The 21,851-nt window shown below is 42.0% G+C and carries 19 protein-coding genes, 4 tRNA genes and 2 pseudogenes; 13 read left to right on the top strand and 12 right to left on the bottom strand.

What is annotated here, in order from left to right; genetic code table 11:
• The first annotated feature begins 200 nt into the window (after positions 1-200).
• Positions 201-500 carry an antibiotic biosynthesis monooxygenase gene (locus FTV25_RS14715; RefSeq protein ID WP_180004393.1) on the top strand — a complete coding sequence of 100 codons (300 nt, stop codon included), beginning with the start codon at positions 201-203 and terminating at the stop codon, positions 498-500.
• 158 nt (positions 501-658) lie between these two features.
• Positions 659-1,060 carry a hypothetical protein gene (locus tag FTV25_RS14710; protein ID WP_104425710.1) on the top strand — a complete coding sequence of 134 codons (402 nt, stop codon included), beginning with the start codon at positions 659-661 and terminating at the stop codon, positions 1,058-1,060.
• Here FTV25_RS14710 and FTV25_RS14705 read toward each other — a convergent pair.
• Positions 1,057-1,914 carry an energy transducer TonB gene (locus FTV25_RS14705; protein ID WP_180004392.1) on the bottom strand — a complete coding sequence of 286 codons (858 nt, stop codon included), beginning with the start codon at positions 1,912-1,914 and terminating at the stop codon, positions 1,057-1,059. The genes FTV25_RS14710 and FTV25_RS14705 overlap by 4 nt on opposite strands.
• Before the next feature lie 261 nt (positions 1,915-2,175).
• Between FTV25_RS14705 and FTV25_RS14700 the strand changes: the two genes are divergently transcribed.
• From FTV25_RS14700 to FTV25_RS14690, 3 genes are all read left to right on the top strand, one after another.
• Positions 2,176-2,862 (top strand): hypothetical protein, encoded by a 687-nt coding sequence (locus FTV25_RS14700; protein ID WP_180004390.1) that lies wholly within the window; start codon positions 2,176-2,178, stop codon positions 2,860-2,862.
• Between the two features lie 207 nt (positions 2,863-3,069).
• The gene (locus FTV25_RS14695; protein WP_373683638.1) at positions 3,070-3,729 is read left to right on the top strand and encodes a DUF3108 domain-containing protein; all 660 of its coding nucleotides are present in this window, start codon (positions 3,070-3,072) and stop codon (positions 3,727-3,729) included.
• Between the two features lie 90 nt (positions 3,730-3,819).
• Positions 3,820-4,395, top strand: coding sequence for a xanthine phosphoribosyltransferase (locus tag FTV25_RS14690; protein ID WP_005233791.1), 576 nt, complete (start codon positions 3,820-3,822; stop codon positions 4,393-4,395).
• 282 nt (positions 4,396-4,677) lie between these two features.
• Here FTV25_RS14690 and FTV25_RS14685 read toward each other — a convergent pair whose 3' ends face one another.
• Positions 4,678-5,352, bottom strand: a complete 675-nt coding sequence (locus tag FTV25_RS14685) for a hypothetical protein (RefSeq protein WP_180004388.1) — start codon at positions 5,350-5,352, stop codon at positions 4,678-4,680.
• A gap of 86 nt (positions 5,353-5,438) precedes the next feature.
• A pseudogene (locus tag FTV25_RS14680) lies at positions 5,439-6,548 on the bottom strand (CsgG/HfaB family protein); the annotation flags it as partial.
• A 190-nt stretch (positions 6,549-6,738) separates the two neighbouring features.
• Between FTV25_RS14680 and FTV25_RS14675 the strand changes: the two are divergent.
• Positions 6,739-7,182: a hypothetical protein gene (locus FTV25_RS14675; RefSeq protein ID WP_179992782.1), complete on the top strand. Its 444-nt coding sequence runs from the start codon at positions 6,739-6,741 to the stop codon at positions 7,180-7,182.
• A 51-nt stretch (positions 7,183-7,233) separates the two neighbouring features.
• Here FTV25_RS14675 and wrbA read toward each other — a convergent pair whose 3' ends face one another.
• Positions 7,234-7,830 (bottom strand): NAD(P)H:quinone oxidoreductase, encoded by a 597-nt coding sequence (gene wrbA / locus FTV25_RS14670; RefSeq protein WP_166135591.1) that lies wholly within the window; start codon positions 7,828-7,830, stop codon positions 7,234-7,236.
• 113 nt (positions 7,831-7,943) lie between these two features.
• On the opposite strand from wrbA, the gene FTV25_RS14665 reads away from it, so the two are divergent.
• Positions 7,944-9,191 (top strand): YihY family inner membrane protein, encoded by a 1,248-nt coding sequence (locus FTV25_RS14665; RefSeq protein WP_159122614.1) that lies wholly within the window; start codon positions 7,944-7,946, stop codon positions 9,189-9,191.
• Positions 9,192-9,318: 127 nt separating this feature from the next.
• Here the strand turns inward: FTV25_RS14665 and FTV25_RS14660 are convergent, their stop codons facing one another.
• The 3 genes from FTV25_RS14660 to FTV25_RS14650 form a co-directional block, all read right to left on the bottom strand.
• The gene (locus FTV25_RS14660; RefSeq protein ID WP_180004385.1) at positions 9,319-10,257 is read right to left on the bottom strand and encodes a DMT family transporter; all 939 of its coding nucleotides are present in this window, start codon (positions 10,255-10,257) and stop codon (positions 9,319-9,321) included.
• Between the two features lie 259 nt (positions 10,258-10,516).
• Entirely contained in the window at positions 10,517-11,158 is a 642-nt protein-coding gene (locus FTV25_RS14655; protein WP_179992780.1) for a fumarylacetoacetate hydrolase family protein, read from the bottom strand.
• A 26-nt stretch (positions 11,159-11,184) separates the two neighbouring features.
• Positions 11,185-11,682: a YcxB family protein gene (locus tag FTV25_RS14650; protein WP_180004383.1), complete on the bottom strand. Its 498-nt coding sequence runs from the start codon at positions 11,680-11,682 to the stop codon at positions 11,185-11,187.
• A gap of 160 nt (positions 11,683-11,842) precedes the next feature.
• Here FTV25_RS14650 and FTV25_RS14645 point away from each other — a divergent pair, with 160 nt between their 5' ends.
• On the top strand, positions 11,843-13,144 hold the full coding sequence (locus FTV25_RS14645) for an SRPBCC family protein (protein ID WP_180004381.1): 1,302 nt from the start codon (positions 11,843-11,845) through the stop codon (positions 13,142-13,144).
• A 101-nt stretch (positions 13,145-13,245) separates the two neighbouring features.
• Here FTV25_RS14645 and FTV25_RS14640 read toward each other — a convergent pair.
• The 5 genes and pseudogenes from FTV25_RS14640 to FTV25_RS14620 form a co-directional block, all read right to left on the bottom strand.
• Positions 13,246-13,322 (bottom strand) — tRNA-Arg (locus FTV25_RS14640).
• Between the two features lie 232 nt (positions 13,323-13,554).
• A pseudogene (locus FTV25_RS14635) lies at positions 13,555-14,160 on the bottom strand (dihydrofolate reductase family protein).
• A 117-nt stretch (positions 14,161-14,277) separates the two neighbouring features.
• Positions 14,278-14,354 (bottom strand) — tRNA-Arg (locus tag FTV25_RS14630).
• A gap of 49 nt (positions 14,355-14,403) precedes the next feature.
• Positions 14,404-14,480: transfer RNA gene (locus FTV25_RS14625), tRNA-Arg, on the bottom strand.
• A gap of 13 nt (positions 14,481-14,493) precedes the next feature.
• Positions 14,494-14,583, bottom strand: a tRNA-Ser gene (locus FTV25_RS14620).
• 260 nt (positions 14,584-14,843) lie between these two features.
• Here FTV25_RS14620 and rnr point away from each other — a divergent pair.
• The 5 genes from rnr to FTV25_RS14595 all read left to right on the top strand — a co-directional run bounded on the left by rnr (position 14,844) and on the right by FTV25_RS14595 (position 21,697).
• On the top strand, positions 14,844-17,291 hold the full coding sequence (gene rnr, locus FTV25_RS14615; protein ID WP_180004379.1) for a ribonuclease R: 2,448 nt from the start codon (positions 14,844-14,846) through the stop codon (positions 17,289-17,291).
• Between the two features lie 743 nt (positions 17,292-18,034).
• Positions 18,035-20,074, top strand: a complete 2,040-nt coding sequence (locus tag FTV25_RS14610; RefSeq protein ID WP_180004378.1) for a M3 family metallopeptidase — start codon at positions 18,035-18,037, stop codon at positions 20,072-20,074.
• A gap of 40 nt (positions 20,075-20,114) precedes the next feature.
• Positions 20,115-20,327, top strand: coding sequence for a YheV family putative zinc ribbon protein (locus FTV25_RS14605; protein WP_171064841.1), 213 nt, complete (start codon positions 20,115-20,117; stop codon positions 20,325-20,327).
• A gap of 14 nt (positions 20,328-20,341) precedes the next feature.
• Positions 20,342-20,761, top strand: a complete 420-nt coding sequence (locus FTV25_RS14600) for a hypothetical protein (protein ID WP_034169654.1) — start codon at positions 20,342-20,344, stop codon at positions 20,759-20,761.
• Between the two features lie 60 nt (positions 20,762-20,821).
• Positions 20,822-21,697 (top strand): DMT family transporter, encoded by an 876-nt coding sequence (locus tag FTV25_RS14595; RefSeq protein ID WP_179992774.1) that lies wholly within the window; start codon positions 20,822-20,824, stop codon positions 21,695-21,697.
• Positions 21,698-21,851: the final 154 nt, after the last annotated feature.

The raw sequence follows: 21,851 nt of genomic DNA, 5'->3' as shown, positions 1-21,851 counted from the left end.
GAATAATTCAAGTGAATTTGTTTGAAAGAAGAACTTTAAAAGCTTTATTTTCACCCGATAAAATACCCATAAAACAAGAGGAAGCTCATTTGAGCTTCCTCTTGTGAAAAATTGTGGGACAGCAATGGGGCCAAGGCTCGCTTTTTTCATTTTATTCACTTCATAATAAGCTCAATTTAAGAAATAAAATAAAAACCTTCATGCAATATGTCGTGATTTTCAAAGCGCAAATTAAAGAATTAGATCAGTGTTATTTTGAAACAGCCCAGCGAATGAGAGAAAGAGCCCTTTCACAATTTCAGTGCCAGTATTTTGAAGCCTTAACCGAAGGTACTCAGGAAATTGCGCTTTCTTACTGGAACAGTCTTCATGATATTCGCGCCTGGCATGAAGATGCTGAACATCAGGCCGCTCAAGAGCTAGGAAAATATAGCTGGTATACATATTTCAGCGTGGAAGTCTGTGAAGTTTTACGGCGCTATGATGCACAGTTAAATTAAATACTCATCGATCCTTATTTATTTTTTTCTTGATCTGTTCTTAGATACAGAGTTTTAAAAAAATATCTGCTTACGCATTCATGATTTCTTCCAGAAATACATAAGCACATAATGAACTTTAACAAAGAACTGTGCTTCAAAAATTTTAGGAGAACGTAATGAAAAGATTGTTCTCGACTGCATTACTTATTTTCTCTCCCTGGCTGTGTTCATCACTTTATGCCCACTCAATTCCCATGTGCCCAAAAATTAAATTTCAACAGAACCAAAGCTCATGGGCAGGCCATTATTATTTAAACGGAGTTATGGAATTAGGTTCGGAGTTGCTGTTACAAGCAGATGGCACCTTTAAATGGTATCTGGCCTATGGTGCTCTAGATCAATTTGCCGAAGGAACATGGTGGCAAAATAAAGAGTGTATTGGCTTAAAAGCAGATCCAAAGTACCAGGACTTGATGATATTTCCCAAATATCTAGCCATAGATGAAAACCATTTAAATGTGGTTTGGGATGATGGAACTCAGCAAGGTAGTTATATACAGGCGAAGCGTCCAGATTAACGCACCTCAAATTCTGCTTCAGCCGGATCAAAACGCCAGGTTCGAATGATTCGTAACTCGGAAATATCCGACATCTTGGCATCAAATGCTCCGAACGGTGCTGCCTTGCGTACTGAAGATTTTGCAGCTTCATCTAGCAAACTATGCCCTGAACTGTCAATTAAGCGAATTGCACGGATTCCGCCGTTCTGGTTCAGGATCACCATCAAGCGCACCTCTCCTGCCAGATTCTGCTGTTTAGCCGCGTCTGGATAATAGCGGTTACCATAGAACTCTACTTTTTGACGGAATTTTTCCAGATAAGCCGCAGAAACATCCTGTTTGGACTGGATGCCATCTACGGTTTTAATTTTTTGCTGACGACTGAAGTTTTGTTGTCGTTGCAGATATTGGGCTTCCAGACTGGCTACCATAGCGGCTTTGGCCTGGAACTGACTTTGTAACTGTTCCTGCAGTTTTTTGCGCTGATTTTCTTCCGCCTGTTTTTGCCAGCTTAAAGTCGTCATCAGCACTTTTTCTTCAAAGCTTAATTCACGCTGCTGTTGCAACATGTCCGGACTTTCTTGCTGCTCTTCTCCGGTCTTTTGCTCCATCAACGGTGCAGGCATATCGCTCGACATACGATGTGCTTCACGAAATTTGCCTGAACCTTGCTGATCAGTTTGAGCCAGAAAATCTGCATGCTCAATTTTTTCATCAGTTTGACGAATACTGACCGCAATCTCTTTAGTCATGCTCTCCTGATCTTGTGGCATACCAAATTCCAGCGTGAGAAAAATCACGTGCAAAATAACAGCTGCAAATACGGCGCTATTAAAAATTGGATCTTTCCACCAGGCTTTGACCAGAGGCATTAATATCATGGTTGATCTCATCGCTACGAACCCAGACTTGAGTCCATCCCCCAAACAGCATTTTTAAAATTAAAAAATAAACGGCTTTGCATTTTTCTTTTAAAAATGCCAAACCCATCAAATCTTCAACGTTACATAACTAAAACCCTAAAAATGGTGCTATTTATTTTGCTAAACTGCAAGCTGAAACTCTTGTATTTTTTATACAATTCGACAAGATACACTTCGAATTAAAACATATAGTTGCCAGGACGCTTAAAGATGCAAACGCTAATTTCCAATATTTCTAATAAAATTCGCCAGGTATATCAAAAGGCGGAAGGATTTATTGAGGATGAACGCGAATTTCCTTTGTCTCAAGTTTTCCTGAATGCGACATTTCAACGTTTTGTCACTGACAATGTTTCCATGCTGAAAGATCTGCATGCCGATCTGCATGATGACTGGTTACGACTCTATGCCACACTGGACTATAAAGGTCTGAACGTGACCTTATCGGTTGATTTAAAACTGGTGCAAATGGAGCTGAATAAGAATACGCAGCTCATTGTATTTGAACAGATCAGTGATACCCAGTTGATTGAAGCCAAATACCCAAATGTCTTTTATAAACTGGGGGTACGATTCGCCCTGTTTTTCTATCAGCGCGTGCTGAATAAGGACCCTCTTGGCATGATTCTGGAAAAACTCGGCGTCATTAAAGTAAAAGATGATTTATTGCATCTGGATTTAAACCGCTGGTTAGGTAAAAACCGCTCGGTGATTGAGACGCTTGGTAAGGTTCATGTGAACCATGCAGTACTTCGTGAAGCTGAGCTCGTCGTAATTGGTAATGTGAATCTTGCAGCCCTGTTCAGAAAGCTTTCTCAGGAAAAAGAAGAGAAATGGGACGAAGACGACATGGATGACAATAAAGTCACACCGATCAAACAGAAAGAACCGACTTAAACTGTGTGTAATTCAATACCTAAACAAACACACCAGTAACTACATGAAATATACATTTTTATTGAAAATCTCCCTTCATTTTCCACATTTTGACCAAATAATAAAAAGTGGAAAGTGATCAATTTTATCTGAAATTACACAGGACAATTCTTTATGGCGAAAACTGTATTCAAAACTTTAGGGGTGACTGCAGGCTTGACTACCGCAATGGTACTTACTGGTTTATCCACCCAGACCTTCGCCATGGCGCCTTTCCAAGCCAATTATCAGTTTAGCTACAATGGAAAAAATATGGGTTCTGCTACCCGTACCTTGAGCAAATCTGGTAATAACTGGACCTATGTTTTTGCAGCCAAAGCGGGTGGCGTTGCTTCAGCGACTGAAACCAGCCGTTTTACTTTTAATAATGGCAAGATTGGTTCAAGCAGTTTCAGCCGTACCAGTAAGATTTTGGTGCATAGCAACACCATGAGTATCAACTTCAATCCATCTAGCAAAACAATCAGCACCAAGAAAGATGATGAAAAACGTTCTTTTGCCTGGAGAGCAGATGTACTGGATGAGCTAAATGCTGAATTGCAGATTCGTGAAGACCTGAAAAATGGTGGTTTAAAATCGAATTACTACATTGCTGATGCCAAAGAAGTGGAAGGCCGTAAATTTGTCAAACAAGGTACAGAAACGGTGAGCACCAAATATGGTTCATTTAGTACCATTAAAGTAGTGATCAAGCACAACAAACCAGGCCGTGAAACTACTTTCTGGTTAGCACCGAAACTGGACTACTTACCAGTCAAAGTATCGCATGTCGACAAGAAAACCTCTTACGGTTTATTGCTGACCAGCTATAACGGTAAAACGAACTAAGGTTTTTTGGTGAATTTCGCTTGATTTTTTTTGGGTGCTTTTTACAATACGCTTTTGCTTTAAAAAGCACCTGCTCTTGAGGATTCTCCCGTGCACGCACTAGAACAGAAAATCTTAGCCGAAGGTATCGTTCTATCTGAAGAAGTTTTGAAAGTTGATTCTTTCTTAAATCACCAAATTGATCCAATCATGATGCAGCAAATTGGTCAGGAATTTGCGCGTCTGTTTAAAGATGCTGGTATTACCAAAATTATTACCATTGAAGCGTCGGGTATTGCACCTGCAGTCATGGCAGGCTTAGAGCTTGGTGTTCCAGTGATTTTTGCACGCAAATACCAGTCTCTCACGTTAAAAGATGATTTATACCGTTCTAAAGTATTTTCATTTACCAAACAGACTGAAAGCACGATTGCCATTTCAAATAAACACATCAGCTCAACTGATAAAGTTTTAGTGATCGATGACTTCCTGGCAAATGGTCAGGCAGCACTGGGTCTTGCTGACTTGATTCATCAGGCAAATGCTGAAGTGGTCGGGATCGGAATTGTAATTGAAAAATCATTCCAGCCAGGCCGTGACTTGTTACTTGAAAAAGGTTACCGCGTTGAATCATTAGCGCGTGTGAAATCTTTGGCAAATGGTACTGTCGAATTTGTTCGAGATTAAATTTACAAATGAATATTTTAAAGGGTGCTTCGGCACTCTTTTTTATTGGATTTTTTTAATTTCTGTTAGCTAGGAATAACTAAAACATAGCTATAAAACTATCTATTTTCGACTGCACGTAAATAATTGTACTCCGACTTTTTCTTATGAAATTTTTAAACAGCTAAAGCTTCAAGAATTTATTATCCGACAAATAACAACAATTTAAGCTGATATTATTATAAGATAAGAGGCCTAACTATCTGCCAATAGTTAGGCCCTTGGTTTATTTTCAACAATAAACTATTTGACAGTCACAGTAATACTACCGCTGTTGACAGCACCAATGGCGGTAGTTGTGATGCTGTTGTTAACAGCAGTTTGAGTTCCTTCTGCAATTGCACTTACAGATGCATCAATGGTACCTGCATTGTAAGCAATATTTGCTGCACTATAATTACTTAAAGTTTCATTGATTTGCTCACTGTAGTTGGTCGCCAGTGTAGTACTCACTACTTCTGAGATGTCTGAACTATCAGCAACCTCTGAGAGCTCTTCTACAGTTTCTGAGTTATTAGTTGCACTGGTAACTTCACTGAAGTCATAGTTATATGTCTCATCTGATACGTCTGATATCACGCTATTAAAGCTGCCTTGCTCTAGTGTAATACTACCTGTATTCGCGGCGCCAATTGCTGTAGTTTCAATCGTACCTTCAATTGAACTAATTGCATCCTGTGCTTCTCTTGATACCTCTCCTAATGCTTGTAAATCGACGCTGGCATCAACATCACCTGTATTTACTGCAAGATTCAAGGCAGAACCATTTTCCACCTGCTGAGAGATCGACTCCAGGGTCGCTTGTAAACCAGTATCTACGGTTACTTCAGTTGGTGTTTCATTATCTTGAGCATATGCCATACCTGCACCAGACAGGAAAGCGACGGATAAAGCGATTGTTTTGATCGTGTTTTTCATCGTTGTTTTTCCTTTTTTAGCTTTGAAATATTTCTCGCTCAGTATTTCTTTCTCATAATGGGAGCGAGCCCATTTTTACTGGTCAATTAATCACGCTGAGAACTTGACCAGTAATTTTCTATAACTTCAGGATTGGCATCCCACAACATGGATACTTTCTCCTCTTCTTTTTCTTTAGAATTCATTTCTTGCGAATCTTTTTTGTTCTTTATTACACCTGAAGAAGACGAAGCTTTTTTCTTACTGATATATTTAATTAAATCTTGTTTACTCATTTCAGGATCTGCTTCAGGATTCTGAATCACTTCGGATTCTTTGTTTTTAGGTGGCTTCGTATCCTTACTCGGTGAATTGGTCGATTTATTTTTTTCATTGGATGAAGAAGATTCTGTTGCAGCTGACTCCTGAACAGCAGTACTGGACGCTATACTATTTTGCTCCTGACTTTTTTTGTACTTATGCAAAGCCACAGAACTTCGTGTCAGATTGAGCTGACCATATTCAGGTGGTATTTGTGCACGACAACCTGCAAAGACTGGAGGTGGGACAACCTGACTGAGTAATTCAAAAGTGGCCAGATTCAACATTTGCCGTAAAGCAAAATTAGTCGCCTCACGTTCTCCTTTACCGATTTGAACATTTAACAAGGTACGTCCAGTAAACCGCCCGGCACTGACACCATAATCCTGTGCAGCAATCTGCTTTTGCAGCGATACATTCGCAACGACTTTACTCGTACGTGTATCGGTAAGAGATAAATCCAGACCAACCATAATACGGGTTTGACTGTAGTTCGGGCCAACACCCGCAATCTGCATATCAAATCCACCCCCCGGAATAAAATCCAGACTGTTAATACTGCCAGTCACATAATAATCAGAGGCCTGAATCTGTCTTGGATCCCGAATCCCCCACTTGGCTTCACTTTCAATAATTCGGGGATCACGTCGGTTCATTAAGTTGACTCCCGCCTGAAATAAAGCAGACTGCACCATATCTCCAGCGCCTTGAGTGACCATTTTCCCACTACCTCCATTGGTCACCACATCTTTACCGGTTTGATCCAGAATCGCACCCACAGAGAAGCTGACATCATTACGTAATTGCCCTTTTAAACAGGATAAAGCCATATCAAAAGGGGTAAAAATATCGGTAATAGGAGGTCCTTGTACCAGTTTCACCGGTTTCTTAGTGGAAAATGCATGTATTTACAACTCAGCTAAACTTCTCTGAATAAAATTCCACTAGAATCAAATTGGTATGAAATGTTCCTGACTTCAATATTCAGAACCTACATGCTGTTGAGCCGGATGTGCTGAATAATTACTTGTCTAAGTAAGGTTCCATATCACACATTTGCTTAAAATGAATAAATACTAATCGCTGATGGAAAATCCTATGCAATGTCCTAAATGTGGTTCAACGGAAATTGAGCTACGCGATCACGAAAAGAATCTGAAAAAAATTGGTGGTATTTTAATGACCTCAGCCGGCGCCACGGCCGGTACAGTGGGTGGCGCAGCCTCTGGCGCTTCAATTGGCGCTGCCATTGGTACAGTCGCAGGTCCTTTAGGGGTAATTGTAGGCGGCACGGTGGGAACCTTCGTAGGCGCAATCAGCGTAGGCATTACTGGGGGCGTGGTCGGAAACTTCTTAGGTAAAAAAGCAGGCGTTTCAGTAGATCGTAATCTGTTTCTGGATTATCAGTGTCTGAATTGCAAACACAGATTCAGTCAAAAAGATCAAAAAGATCAAAAAGATCAAAAAGATCAAAAAGATCAAAAAGATCAAAAAGATCAAAAAGATCAAAAAGATCAAAAAGAAGATTAATAAAATCAAGGAAATGAAGCTGATTCTTCATTTCCTTTTTTAATTAATTTCTTAAGCCTGATAGAGTTTTAAAGCAACTTCGGCCAGACGTTTACCCTGTACTTCACACAAAATTTTCTCATCCTGGCTTAAGCCTTGGTCATGTCGTGGGCCACTCACATGACTTGCGCCATAAGGCGTGCCACCACTTTTAGTATTAGACAAAGCTGGTGTCGCATTGCTTAATCCCATGATCATCATGCCATGATGAAACAATGGCGGTAGCATCGTCAGTAAAGTACTTTCCTGTCCGCCATGCATTGAGCCTGACGCGGTAAAAACACAGGCTGGCTTACCATGCAAAGCACCATTCAGCCATAAACTGGTGGTCTGATCCCAGAAGTATTTCATTTCTGAAGCCATATTCCCAAAGCGGGTGGGTGAACCTAATGCCAAAGCAGCACACTGGGCAAGATCATCTAAAGTACAGTAGATATCACCTTCTGCCGGAATACTCGGCTCTGCTTCTTTCACTACGGTCGCAATATTTGGAACAGTACGAATTTTTACAGCCATTCCTGCTGCTTCAACACCATTCGCAATCAGATGTGCCATTTCTTTGGTTGAGCCATATTTGCTGTAATATAAAACAAGGACATAAGGTTGCATAAAGTTCTTATTCATTACTTAAAAAAATAAAACTATACGGTATTTCGCAACTTTTTTGGGTAAGCTGAAGAATGAAAATTCATGATGAATAAAAAAATTGAGATTGAAAGCGCATGATCGTTGAATATTTAAAGAAGTTACCTTTTTATGAAAAGCACTGGTTTCAATTTATTTTATTTGTACTACGGCGTTTTGAGGCTGACCGATGTCGTGAGCAGGCCGGTTCACTAACCTATACTACCCTGTTTGCTGTAGTCCCGATGCTGACCGTGTTTCTGGTCATTATCTCTTCAATCAGAGCATTGGAACCGGCACGACAACAGCTCCAACAGCTGATCTATAGTAACTTTTTACCTAAAACAACGATCGCTTTCGATAAAGCCCTCAATGCCTTCACGGAGAAGTCCAGCAATTTAACTATTATCGGTATTCTTTTCTTATTTATCACAACAGTACTGATGCTCAGTAGTATCGAAACGGTCTTTAACCGGATCTGGCGTGTGACTGAAACCCGCGGTGGCATTATCGGTTTTATGCGTTACTGGACCATAATTTCACTTGGTCCAATTTTGCTGGGCAGCGCCTTTGTGATTTCTTCTACTTTGGCCTCCATGAATATTCTCAGTAATAACTTTGCCGGTTATGAACTGGATGGTGCCTTTATTCTCTGGGTAATATCTTTTTCTCTGACCGTGCTTGGCTTTTTTATTCTGAACTGGACTATTCCCAATCGGAGTGTACCGCTCAAATCAGCTTTTATTGCCGGTCTGTTTAGTGCCATCGTCTTCGAACTTCTGAAAAACCTGTTCGGCTTTTTGATGTCAAACTTTACCAGTTATGAAATTGTTTACGGAGCTTTCGCAGCTGTCCCTATTTTCCTGCTCTGGATTTATCTGTCCTGGATTATTGTATTGCTGGGCGTGGAAATCAGCTATGCCCTGACTGCATTCGAATCTGGACAGGACAATAAGCGCCATCCAATCGTCATGTTGCTGGATCTATTAGAACTGTTTTATAAAAAGCAGAAAACTGGTGAAAGTGTCAGTGAAGCCCAGGCACTAGAAGTTTTGGGACGGGATGAAATTGGACGCTGGCCTAGCTATGTCAGCATGTTTGAAAAACAGAATCTGATTAAACGTACAGATGACAATGAATATGTGCTGGTACGCGATCTGGATCAGGTCAGCTTCTGGAATTTTTATCTACAGCTTCCTTATCCATTGCCGCGCAAACAGCATCTGACTGATGTGCATACTGATGATCTCTGGATGCAAAAGTTCTCACCTAAACTGAATGAAACTGATCAGTTTCTGGAAGAAAAGCTCAGTTTTCCATTATCAGAACTGTTCCGCAGTAAATAAATTCAATCCTCTCTTTTGAGAGGATTTTTTTAAATGAATTGGATCAATTGTCAGCAGATAATCATCCTTGCTGTCATTAAAGCTATAATCCAAAAACTAAGTGTCGTTATTTTCATTGACCGGATTTTTATATAGAGGTTTGAGTCTTGATCTGAGGCTCAGGCTTCTTTAACCATCCCTGTAAACTCACCAGAATTACACCCAGCATTACCATACAGGTCCCGACAATAAAATTGATCTCGACATGCTCATTTAGAATTAACACGCCAAACAGCATGCCAAATACTGGGGTTAAAAAAGAAAATACTCCTAAGCGTGAAGCCAGGTAATGTTTCAACATCCAGAACCAGATTAGATAACTGGCAAAGGAAATCACCACCGTATGAAAAATCAGGCTGGAAATCGACAAAGTTGTCCATTGAATACTGGCTTGTCCAGTCAAAAAGGACAAAGGCAATAACACTATGCCAGCGATCAGCAATTGATAGAATAAGGTCTGGGTTGCAGGCGCTTCAGCCAGCGAGCTCAGACGTACACTCACGGTCGTGGCTGCCCAGAACACGCCCGCCAGTAGCGCCAGAAAATCTCCCCATAAGGCATGAGATTGTAAAGCAGATCCTGTCTGCGGGCGCAGCAGGAAACTCACCACAATACCACTAAAGGCAAGAAAAATTCCTCCCCATTGCACATGAGACAAATGTTCCGCCGGCAGTTTCCAGTGCAAGCCCAAAGCCACAAAAATTGGTGCAGTATAGAGCAAGACAATGGTATGCGAAGCTGAGGTATAACGCAGCGCCTCACCCACCAGATAAAATTCAGCGGCAAACAGCACACCAACCAGTAAACCCGCAGATAAGTATCGTGCACTCCAAAGCTGGCGGCGTACACTCTGCTGAATTAAAGGATAAACCATAAGTGCAGATAAGGCTGAACGTAATGCAATTTGCATCAGGGCAGAAATATCACTGGCCGCCCACTTCAGTACGACCTGCTGCAAACCCCACAACATACACAGTACAAACATGATGGCAGATGCTTTGACATCTAGTGCCTGACGATGATTCAAATATATTCCCGTTCTTGATTGGAGCCGCTACATACTAAAACTGTTAGAAGTAGAAGATATAACATCAAAATAGACATACGATGGGGGGATTCAGGCAAAAAGAGTGATGCATAAAAAACGATTTAGACGCTATCCAATTTATATCTAGAAACTGAATGGCAACCGTGCCTGATCAGTCTGATAAATCATCCCTTGCTCATTACACTTTTCTAAACAAAATAAAGGAGCCCTTCGGCTCCTTGATCTCAAAAATCCGGTCTTACTTTACAAATGTCGTCCAAACATAATCCTGATTTTGGCCTTTTAGGGTCATTTTCAACTGATCACCCGATTGTAAGGCTGCCACTCCTGCTGGTGTACCGGTCATGACCACATCACCTGCTTCCAGTGTGAACACTTGACTGATGTCGGCCAATAAAGTTGCAATATCAAAAATCAATAAAGCTGTATCGCCTTTTTGACGCCGCTCATCATTGATCTCTAGCGTATAATGCACATCTTTCCAGTCAGTAATGACATCGGCTACCGGTATCCAGTCTGCAAGTACACAAGAACCGTCAAAAGCTTTGGCCCGTTCCCAAGGTTGACCTTTTTTCTTTAGGTCATCTTGTAGATCACGCAAGGTCAGATCCAGACCTAAAGTCACAGCACCAATTGCCTGCAAAACTTTGGCAGGATCATTTTCCTTGCTTAAGGTACGGTCAATACGCAAACTTAGTTCACACTCATAATGACAGTTACCCCAGTCCGGATTCCATTCAATACCAGCATCCAGTGCAGTCAAAGCACTCGGTGGCTTGATAAACAACACAGGACGATCAGGTACCGCATTTCCAAGCTCTTTGGCATGGTCAGCATAACTGCGACCGACACAAACAATTTTTGATGGGCGTGTACTCATGATCTCTTTCCTGTTCTTGATCTGTCTTATTTCTTGAAGGTATTTTCGAAAATGCTTTGCTCAGTACCATCTTTAAAGGCACGTTTTGGCACAATCACCACTGTACGGTTTTTCAGTTCCAGCATATAGGTCAGCTTGCCGATAGCAAAACTTTGTACTTCATTATAATGCACGACCTTGCTACGTCCGTTATTGAAAATTTCTGCATAGTCCTGAAACAGGTCAATGCCTTGTTCACTTTTTCCAAACTGATATTTTACAAACTGGCGCTTAAACATCATCGGCAGGAACCAGTAGCGCATGATGCCCTGTAAAATCAGGAAGAAGGCACCCAATGCCACATAATAACGGCCAACCCCATTCAGGTCCATTGAGAAGCCCCAGATAATAATCCCGATGCTAACCAAAGGCGTCAGAAAGCGTGAAATCTGTTTTTTGCCAAAAGTGGCCAGAGCAAATCCATCCTGAGATTCTTCTAAAGTAAGATAATAACGGGTGGATAAAGTCGGTGCTGACTCAGTCATAGCATTACATCAAAAATATAAAATCCTGATCCATACTATATCAAAATATGCTTAAAACTCATGGCTTATGCTATCAATTACATAACTTTGCTTTGGAAATAACTGAATTTAGTTTTAAATAAATCATGATTAAAACAAAAAATACACAACAGGATATTGGATGAAAGGATTAATCCCCTATCTGCTGATGAGTAGTACCTTATGTGCAATCTCACCGGCTTTTGCAAAAATAACGCCATGGACCCCTAATCTGCCAAGCAGTCTTGATGTATTTCAAGGCAATTCTCAGCAACTGGCTGAACTCACTGGCGAACGTATCCTGATTTATGCGCATCCTGCCAGCAAAACCCATCTACCGACTTTTAAAACGGTTTCTAGTAGCAAATCCCAGTTTTATAGTGCGGCTGTAGTCTTGCCTGCATCCGAAGCACAAGTCGAAAAATTACTGCAACATTATCCGAATTATGTCGGCCTGTTTCCGACCCTAAAATCCGCCAAAGTAATTGAGCAGCAAGGGAGCATTCAACAAGTCAAATATCAGGTGCATATTCCCACCCCAATTCCAGTCTTAAACTTTAAAGAAACTGTGGTGATGCAGCATCATCTGGAAAATAACAGTATCAGCACTCTAATTTTGGATGCGCCAATTCCCTATGGAGCCGGAAAAATGGAATGGTTTGCACTGGGTCCCAATAAAACCTTAGTGACGGTGACGCAATGGGGCGATCTGAACCAGCCACAAGGTTTTCTGTTTAGCAAGATTCTAAATGCCCTGCCGGAAGCCAAACTCGGCATTCCTGCTGGCACCAATGCCTTTCTGCTTGAAGCTTTACAACAGCGTTTTAAATATCCTGCTGCTACAATTTTAAATACGGCAGTGCCCCAGGTTCAGCTCAGCAATCAGCAAACTCAGAAAATTGCCCAGCTCAGTCAGAAATCAGGACAACCTGTCAGCTTTATTTTGCCCAATTATCAGGTCAAGGCCGGTAAAGGTTCAGAAAATCTAAGATTCAGTACTACCTATCAATATTTCTCGCATTCCACTGAGAAGCTGCAGCCTTGGTTATCGGCTCAGGCCAGCCAGAAACTCTTTCCGCGACAAATCAAAAAAGTGGAACTGAACCCAGTCAACCCGCAAAGTATTGATGCCAACTACAAGGTATCAGTTGGCTTGGGCGTCATTCAGATTCCCTTTAATTTTAAAATGCGTTTTGAACAGCCAAATACCTTACAAAACCAGTTCTATGCCAATGGCGGAGATTTAAAATTTGTACGGGGTGGAATGAAGCTTTTGCCACAATCCCAGGGAACGCTATTCCAGATCACCAGTTCCATGAAAATTCATGATCAGGCGCCATTCTTACTGAAAGCTATGCGTAGCCTTCCCTATCATGACATGTTGCCGGCTGTTGGTGGCAATACGGTCTACGCCTTGAAAATACAGCAGAAATTAAAATCTTAAGTTCATTCCTAATTATTGGCTTTTTATATGAAAAATTAAAAAACTACAGATGTAAAAAAACCGCATCAATGTGCGGTTTTTTCAGAATTCTTTATCAAGATTGGTGCGCTCAGAGAGATTCGAACTCCCGACCCCTTAGTTCGTAGCCAAGTGCTCTATCCAGCTGAGCTATGAGCGCGACGTCTTGATGGGGTGCATTATATAGAGTTTTCAGCACTTGTTAAGTGTTTTTTAATAAAATCACAACCGAACGTACAGTAATTAAACGATACTGCAATATTTCAGTTTTTTTAATGAAAATTCCTGCCGATTTAGAGTTAAAAACAATAACCCAGACTTGGCGAGATTTCAGGATTAGCTAAATTAATCTTTCAGTTACCTCATATTCATTTGCTCACAGCCTAATAGAGCTATTCCCCAACCAGACCAGTTTTAACCTTGCCTGCCCGCTGATAACAGCTCAATACCACGCCATTTGAAGTCACTTGATGATCTGTCAGTGCAAATGCTGCTGGCATAGAGTCTTCAGCAAATAGACGTTTTCCTTTGCCCAATATTATAGGAAAGGTCATTAAATAGAGTTCATCCACAAGATCATGTTTAAAAAGGGCCTGTGCCACTGCGGCACTGCCATACACTCGAATATTCCCCTCCCCTGAAGCCTTCAGGTTAATGATCTCATCAATACTTTTTAGAAAGATCGTATTTTGCCAGTCCGAGTGATCCAAACTGGTGGATAGCACATATTTATTCACTTCATTAATTCCTGGCCAGTCTTCAGCATGCTTCGGTCAGTAGGGTTCAAAAATCTGAAAGGTATTCTTACCAATCAGAATATCGGTGGACTGCATCCATTTTTGCATGATGCGATCAAATACTGCATCGGGTTCAGTACTAAAATACGGCGCCACCCAGCCACCATATTGAAAGCCACCCGATGTGTCCTCTTCCGGGCCGCCGGGTGCCTGCATTACACCGTCTAGAGTTAGAAATTCCTGGACAATAATTTTTCTCATCACAATGCCCTTATTTTTATTGAGTCATCTAGGATTTATTTTTAGCATGTGATTCAGGCGGATTCTGTAAATTTTAGGCACAAAAAAACCGCAACATGTGCGGTTCATTGTTCAAGTTGGTGCGCTCAGAGAGATTCGAACTCCCGACCCCTTAGTTCGTAGCCAAGTGCTCTATCCAGCTGAGCTATGAGCGCGTAACTTGTGTCGTCTTTATTAGACTACGTTATTTTCCGATTTACTTATTGGTGCGCTCAGAGAGATTCGAACTCCCGACCCCTTAGTTCGTAGCCAAGTGCTCTATCCAGCTGAGCTATGAGCGCGACATAAGTAAAGTGGCGGTGAGAGAGGGATTCGAACCCTCGATACAGTTACCCGTATGCGTCCTTAGCAGGGACGTGGTTTCAGCCACTCACCCATCTCACCGTAACGTGCCGCCATAATACAAATTTCGGCATAGCACTGCAAGCACAGCTTGAAAAAAAACTGCATATTTTTGCTCGTTTAAATACTTTTTAAACAATTTCCCTGTTTTTAGTCATTTAAGTCCTGAAAAACCCGATAAATTTCCAGTTATCTAAAATTAGCCAAAAATCGAAAACTTAAACAGATTATTGCAATCATTTACGTGCAGTCTGCACTGACATGACTTATGCTAAACCTATCTCCAAGGACACTTTAAAGATATGATGAAAAATTGGGTCGATCCTGAAGCAAAAGCTGAAGCCGAACGTTATGACAACCCTATTCCAAGCCGTACCCTGATTCTCGAAACTATAGAAGAAAAAACTGCCCTGTCCCATGCCGACCTGGTGGAATATTTTGAAATTGCCGATCAAAAAAGTATTGATGCCCTGAGCCATCGTCTGATTGCGATGGTACGTGACGGGCAATTGATGAAAGACGGTTACAAGTTCCAGATCGCGGCGGAACAGCCTGAGCATGAAGCAACGGTATATATCAACTCCAAGGGAAGCGGCACAGCCAATATTTCAGGTGAAGATGACCTGCTCTTACCTGAACGTGAATTGCGTCGGGTCTTTAACGGTGACCGTGTCAAAGTCCGTCAGACCTCAGTAGACCGCAAAGGTAAAGCTTGGGGCTTTATTACCGAGGTTTTGCAGCATCGTGTCAAACAGATCATTGGTAAAGTGTCTGAATATGAAGGCGAATATTTTGTTCAGCCAGCTAATCCAAATGCACATCAGCCTATTACTCTAGAAAAAGAGCTGATCGAGCATGCCCAGGTCAAAGTCGGCGATTCAATCCGCGTGGCAATTGATACCTACCCAACCAAAGAAGAATTTGCGACTGGCCATATTGTGCAGTCGATGGCAGACAAAGCCGATACCGAAATCATCATTCCACAGACGATTCTGGAATATGGCCTGCCATATGAATTCCCTGAAGAAGTCTTGAAAGAAGCGGAAAGCTTTAAAGAGTCTTCTGCCAAAGACCGTGACGGCCGTGTCGATCTACGTGATTTAGCGCTTGTCACCATTGACGGGGAAGATGCACGTGACTTTGATGATGCGGTCTATGCAGAAAAACGTCCGGGCGGTGGTTATCGTGTCGTCGTGGCGATTGCTGACGTGAGTCATTATGTACGTCCGGGCAAACCACTGGATGATGAAGCGCAAGAACGTGGAACCTCCGTGTATTTCCCGCACTTCGTTTTACCAATGTTGCCTGAAGCACTCTCTAATGGCCTGTGTTCTTTAAATCCGAATGTCGATCGCCTGTGCATGGTCTGTGACCTGAAACTGTCACGTGCTGGCCGAGTCACTGGGTATGAATTCTATCCTTCAGTCATGCATTCCAAGGCACGTCTGACCTATGATCAGGTCGCGAAGTATTTTGAAGGTGACAGTACAGCACTCACTGAAGATCGTAGTGTACGTAAATCACTAAATACCCTGTTCCAGTTGTATCAGATTCTAAAAGGCTTACGTGCTGAACGTAATGCGATGGAATTCGAAACCATTGAAACCTATATGACTTTCGATGAGCTGGGTGGTATTAATGAGATTCTGCCACGTACCCGCAATGACGCGCATAAGCTGATTGAAGAATGTATGTTGCTAGCCAACGTTGCAGCAGCTGAATATGCATTGAAAAATGAAATACCGATGCTGTACCGGGTGCATCAACCCCCTGAGTTCTCACGTATCCAGAAAGTTCGTGATTTCGTGAAGCTGCTGGGTCTGCCATTCCCGGAACAGCCAACACAAGCCGATTATCAAGCGGTGATTGAAGCGACCAAAGACCGGATTGATGCGCCAAGTATTCATGCCGTGTTATTACGTTCCATGATGCAAGCCTATTACGGTGCCGACAATGCTGGCCACTTTGGTCTGGCCTATGAAGCGTATACACACTTCACCTCTCCAATTCGCCGTTATCCGGATCTGTTATTACATCGTGCTATCAAAGCTCATTTGAGTAAAAAGCCATATCCAATTTCAGGTGCATCTTTAGATGATGCCGGTGAGCATTTCTCAGCGACAGAACGCCGTGCTGATGAAGCCTCCCGCTCTGTAACGACCTGGCTGAAATGTCACTATATGCAGCAACATCTTGGTGAAGAGTTTGTTGGTATTATCAGTGCAACGGCTGAATTTGGTTTGTTTGTCACGCTGAAAGACCTCTATGTCGATGGTATGGTGCATGTTAGCCAGTTGGGCGATGACTTCTTTGTCTTTGATCAAAGCAGTCAGAGTCTGGTCGGCCAGAACCGTGGTCAGATCTTCGGTTTAGGTGATGAAGTGAAGATCAAGGTCGCTGGAGTCAATCTGGAAGAACGCAAAATTGACTTTGAATTGATCCAGCAACTGACTCATGCGGGTCGTCCAATTCGCGCCCGTGCTCCACGTGTCGCAGAAAAAAAACCTGCACCACGTCCGGAAGCAAAAGAGGAAGTCTTCAATAATCATGAGCGTGCGCAAAAAGCCCAGCCCAGTGATGATGGAGAACAGCCCATACGACGCAAAAAAGACAAATCCAAGCCCAGTTCCTACAGCAAAAAGCCTGCTAAAAAATCTGCAGGAAAGTCTGAAGCAAAGGCTAAAGATAAAGTGAAGAAAAAAGCCAAGATCAAAAAGAAAAAGTCGAATGCAAAAGCCAAGACTGAATAATTTCTGATGATCATAAAAAGAGCGCTACGGCGCTCTTTTTATTTTATAATTCAGTTAAATAAAGATTAAAAAAATATCATGCTTATTGCATCAAATAATAAACAACATTTGCATATCTATGCGATTCTAATTTTTACAATTTTGATCTTCAGTGACTTTATTGCACTCAAGTATTTTAATTTCGTAGCAACGCTACTTACGAATTATTTTGCATTGATTATAAGCTGTGTCATATGTATTGGGATATTGCTGTATTTTTTCAGACTCAAACAGCATGGTTTATGGTTTCCACCTTATCATTGGCGTAATTTCAGAAAGCGCCCCAAATTTTATAGTCTTTTTATTTTTCCTTCGGTCATGATCTCAGTACTTTGGTTTAATTTGACCACGTATCCACCCTATCTTTATACGAAGCTAACAGGCGAAACTAACAGTATTTCAATTATTACTCAGGCTGTGAAATTCAAAGGTGTTCGAAATCATATCTCCTATTCCTTTGATACAGAATATAGACATTTACCGGTTATGGAGTTATCTGCTTCTGAGTTTCTGCTTTATCAAAATAAACCCGTTGAACTACAGCTTAAGCTTACAACAAGTAATTTAGGCAGCATTGTGCATGAGATTGAAGAGATCAGGATCCAGTCTGAAGTCGAATAAATAATACCGTCGTATGCTTGATTTCCCTGCCAATAAGCCCTACATCTAGATTTAACACAGGAAATGACTTCGGCAGAAACGACATGACATTAGAAAAAGCAACTTTACCCGTTCCACAATTCGATCAGATTACGCTGGCAGATCTTAAACAAAAAATTGAAAACTGCATTCAGCAAGGTTTGCAATTTCTAAATGAACTGAACCAGACACCTGATACTGTCCAGGAACAACTTGCGGTCCTGAAACAGGTTGATACGCTAGAAAATAATATGAGCGAGTCCTGGGGTGTTTTGTCGCATCTCAACGCAGTCATGAATAATAGTGAAACCCGTGATGTTTATCAGGCATTATTACCGGGTCTAAGTGATTACTATACGCAGCTAGGCCAGCACACAGCGCTATATCAAACCTATCAACATATACAGGATGCACCGGTCTTCAATGAACTACCGGAAGCCCAGCAAAGTGCAATTAAACTGGCGCTACGTGACTTTAAATTGTCAGGCGTAGCTCTAGAGGGTGAAGCAAAAAAACGCTATGCGGAAATTTCTGCACGTTTGTCACAACTTTCCTCAGATTTCTCCAATCATGTACTGGATGCAACTCAAGCTTATTTCAGACCGCTTAAGGAAGAAGAATTAGCGGGGCTGTCTGAAAGTAATATTGAACTCTTAAAACAGTATGGCCAGCAACGTGAACTGGATCAGCCGGTTGCCACTTTAGATTTCCCGTCTTATCTGGCAATTATGACTCATGCCGAAGATCGTGGCCTGCGTGAAGAACTCTATAAAGCCTATACCACACGCGCGTCAGATCAGTCCGAACAGACTGAATTTGACAATACAGCCATCATGGAAGAAATCCTGAAATTACGTCAGGAAATGGCAGCACTATTAGGCTTTAATAACTATGCCGAATATTCACTGGCCAGCAAAATGGCGCCAAATGTCGAAGCTGTTGATGAATTCCTGCGTGATCTGGCGGAACATGCCCGTGCGCCTGCTAAACAGGAAGTGGCTGAACTGAAAGCCATTGCTGCTAAAGATGGCATCACAGAATTAAAGCCTTGGGACAGCAGTTACTATTCTGAAAAGCTGAAAATGCAGCAGTTTAATCTGTCTCAGGAATCGCTAAAACCCTACTTCCCGGCTCCAAAAATTCTGCAAGGCCTGTTCAGTATCCTGAAACGTTTATATGACATTCAGGTGGTTGAACGTGAAGCGCCTGTTTGGCATCCAGATGCGCGTTATTTTGAACTGGAAGATCAGGGCGAAGTGATTGGCGGTTTCTATTTCGATCTCTATGCACGTCAGGGCAAACGTGGCGGTGCCTGGATGAGCGGCTTCCGTTCACGCATGCAAATTGCTGAAGGCCTGCAAAAACCAATCTGTTATATGGTAGCAAACTTTACTCCACCTGTGGGTAACCGCCCTGCACTACTGACTCATGATGAAGTGATTACCCTGTTTCATGAGTTTGGTCACGGTCTGCATCATATGCTGACAGAAGTGGACAATATTGCCGTGGCTGGTACACATGGCGTGGATTGGGATGCTGTCGAACTACCAAGCCAGTTTATGGAATTCTGGGCCTGGGATCAGGACAGTTTAAACCTGCTCAGCGAACATATCGAAACCAAAGAAGTCTTACCTGCTGACTTGTTAAAAGCCTTACTGGATGCCCGTTTCTTCCAGTCCGGTATGCAAACTTTGCGTCAGCTGGAATTTGCTTTATTCGACCTGAGCATTCACCGTGCCAATCCGGCATTGAATGCTGAACAGATTCAGGCAACCTTGAACGAGATTCGTGAAAAATACGCTGTTTTACCTACTACAGCATATAACCGGTTCCAGCACAGCTTCAGTCATATCTTCGCGGGTGGATATGCAGCGGGCTATTATTCTTATAAATGGGCAGAAGTTTTGGCCAGTGATGCCTTCGATCGCTTCGAAGAAGAAGGAATTTTTAATACTGAAACTGGAAAGCAGTTTAGACAAAAAATTCTAGCAGTTGGCGGAAAAGATACAGCACTTGACGCATTTATCAATTTCCGCGGACGCGAGCCAAAAATAGATGCTTTGTTACGTCATCAAGGTTGGACGAACCGCTCTAAAAACGCTTAAACTACGTTTTTAAGTAAATCACAGGGTGAGTATGATGGCTATCAAACGTCGTTTCATTGCAGGCGCAAAATGTCCTAAATGTCAGGCGTTGGATCGGATCGTTATGCTGACCTCTGGTGAAGCTGAATGGATTGAATGTATCGAATGTGGGTATGAAGAAAACCGTCCTACCCATATCGAGGAACCTGAGTCACCAGCCGTTCCGGATGAAATTGGTGTGATTCAGTTTAAACCCCGTCAGCCAAAAGAATAATTTCGGGAACCTAAATGACTCTAGATCATCGACAAAATCCTAAACTTTTATGGGGAATAGTGAGTGGATTAATTGTTGTGATTATTGCTGTTTTAATAATTACACAGTTTTTTCTCACGCAAAATGAAACATTACCAGCACATCAGGGTGACTTGATGCATGCACCGGTGACACAAGCCGCACCTAAAGCAGAACCTGAACCAGAAGAAATTGTGCCTACTTCTGAAAATGTTCTGGTCGATGCCTCTATTATAAGAGAAGAAGTCACTGAGAATGCCACTTTGGCGAAAGAAGAAATTGCCAAACTGGAAGATATTCAGCAACAGCTCAATGAGCAGGAAAAAAGCCTGAAGCAACAGCATAGTGATGCGGATGAGCTGATTAAACTCAAAGAGGAACAAATCAAGTTACTCGAAGCACAACTGGCACAATAGTCGGAATGAGTTAGGGATTTTCAGCTAGAATATCCACAGATTTTCTAGCTAAGTTCCCTCATGAGTGTAGCCTCTCCCTCGCATCTGGTTAAGGCAATTGTCTTTCTGACCTGTTCCGCCTTCTTGTTTTCAGTCATGGGCGTCTGTATCCGCTTTGCCTCACACACCGTTGACAATGCCACTGTTGTATTTTTCCGGAATTTTGTCGGCCTGTTTATCTTTCTGCCGTTAATCTTCAATAAAGGCATTAGTTTTTTTAAAACTGAAAAACTCTGGATGCACACCTGGCGCTCTGTCGCAGGTCTGACGGCGATGTATGGATTTTTCTATGCCATTGCACATTTAAAGCTCTCCAATGCCATGGTCTTTACCTATTCCTCACCAATTTTTATTCCGCTGATTGCTTGGCTGTTTCTAAAAGAAAAAGTCACTCAGAGCATGTTACTGGCTGCTGCGATCGGTTTTATTGGCGTGTTGTGCGTAGCCAAGCCTGATTCCGGTTTATTTAACCTGATGTCTGTGATTGGCTTGAGTGCCAGCTTCCTGGCTGCTATGGCTTTTGTTACGGTTCGTGCTCTAACCCAAACCGAACCGCCAGAACGGATTGTGTTTTATTTCTGTCTGATCGGCACCCTGATTTCCATGATTCCAATGTTCTGGCATTGGCGTCCTTATACCCTGACTGAACTCGGTTATTTAATTGCAGCCGGTTTATTAGCAAATACCAGTCAATTATTCCTATCCAATGCCTATAAATTGGCACCTGCTGGTCAGATTGGACCAGTGAACTATATTGCGATTTTCTTCGCTGGCTTATGGGGCTATTTATTCTGGCAGGAAGTTCCGGATCTCTATAGCCTGCTCGGATTAGGGCTGATTTTTTGTGGGATTTTACTTTGCAGTCCTGTTTTACAAAATAAGCTTAGGCTGCGTTAAGGCCACAATAAAAAAAGCACCCGAAGGTCACTGCTGTCCCATAGTTTGCTTTAAATAAAAAAACCTGAGTCCTAACAGTTAAAATATGAGTGCAAACAAACACTTTAACGACCAGGATTCAGGTTTTGTCACATCAGAATACCGTATTTCATGA

This window comes from Acinetobacter sp. YH12249, assembly GCF_013417475.1.
Classification (GTDB): domain Bacteria; phylum Pseudomonadota; class Gammaproteobacteria; order Pseudomonadales; family Moraxellaceae; genus Acinetobacter.
Note: the sequence above shows the minus strand (reverse complement) of the source record. Positions and strands in the feature narration are given on the sequence as shown.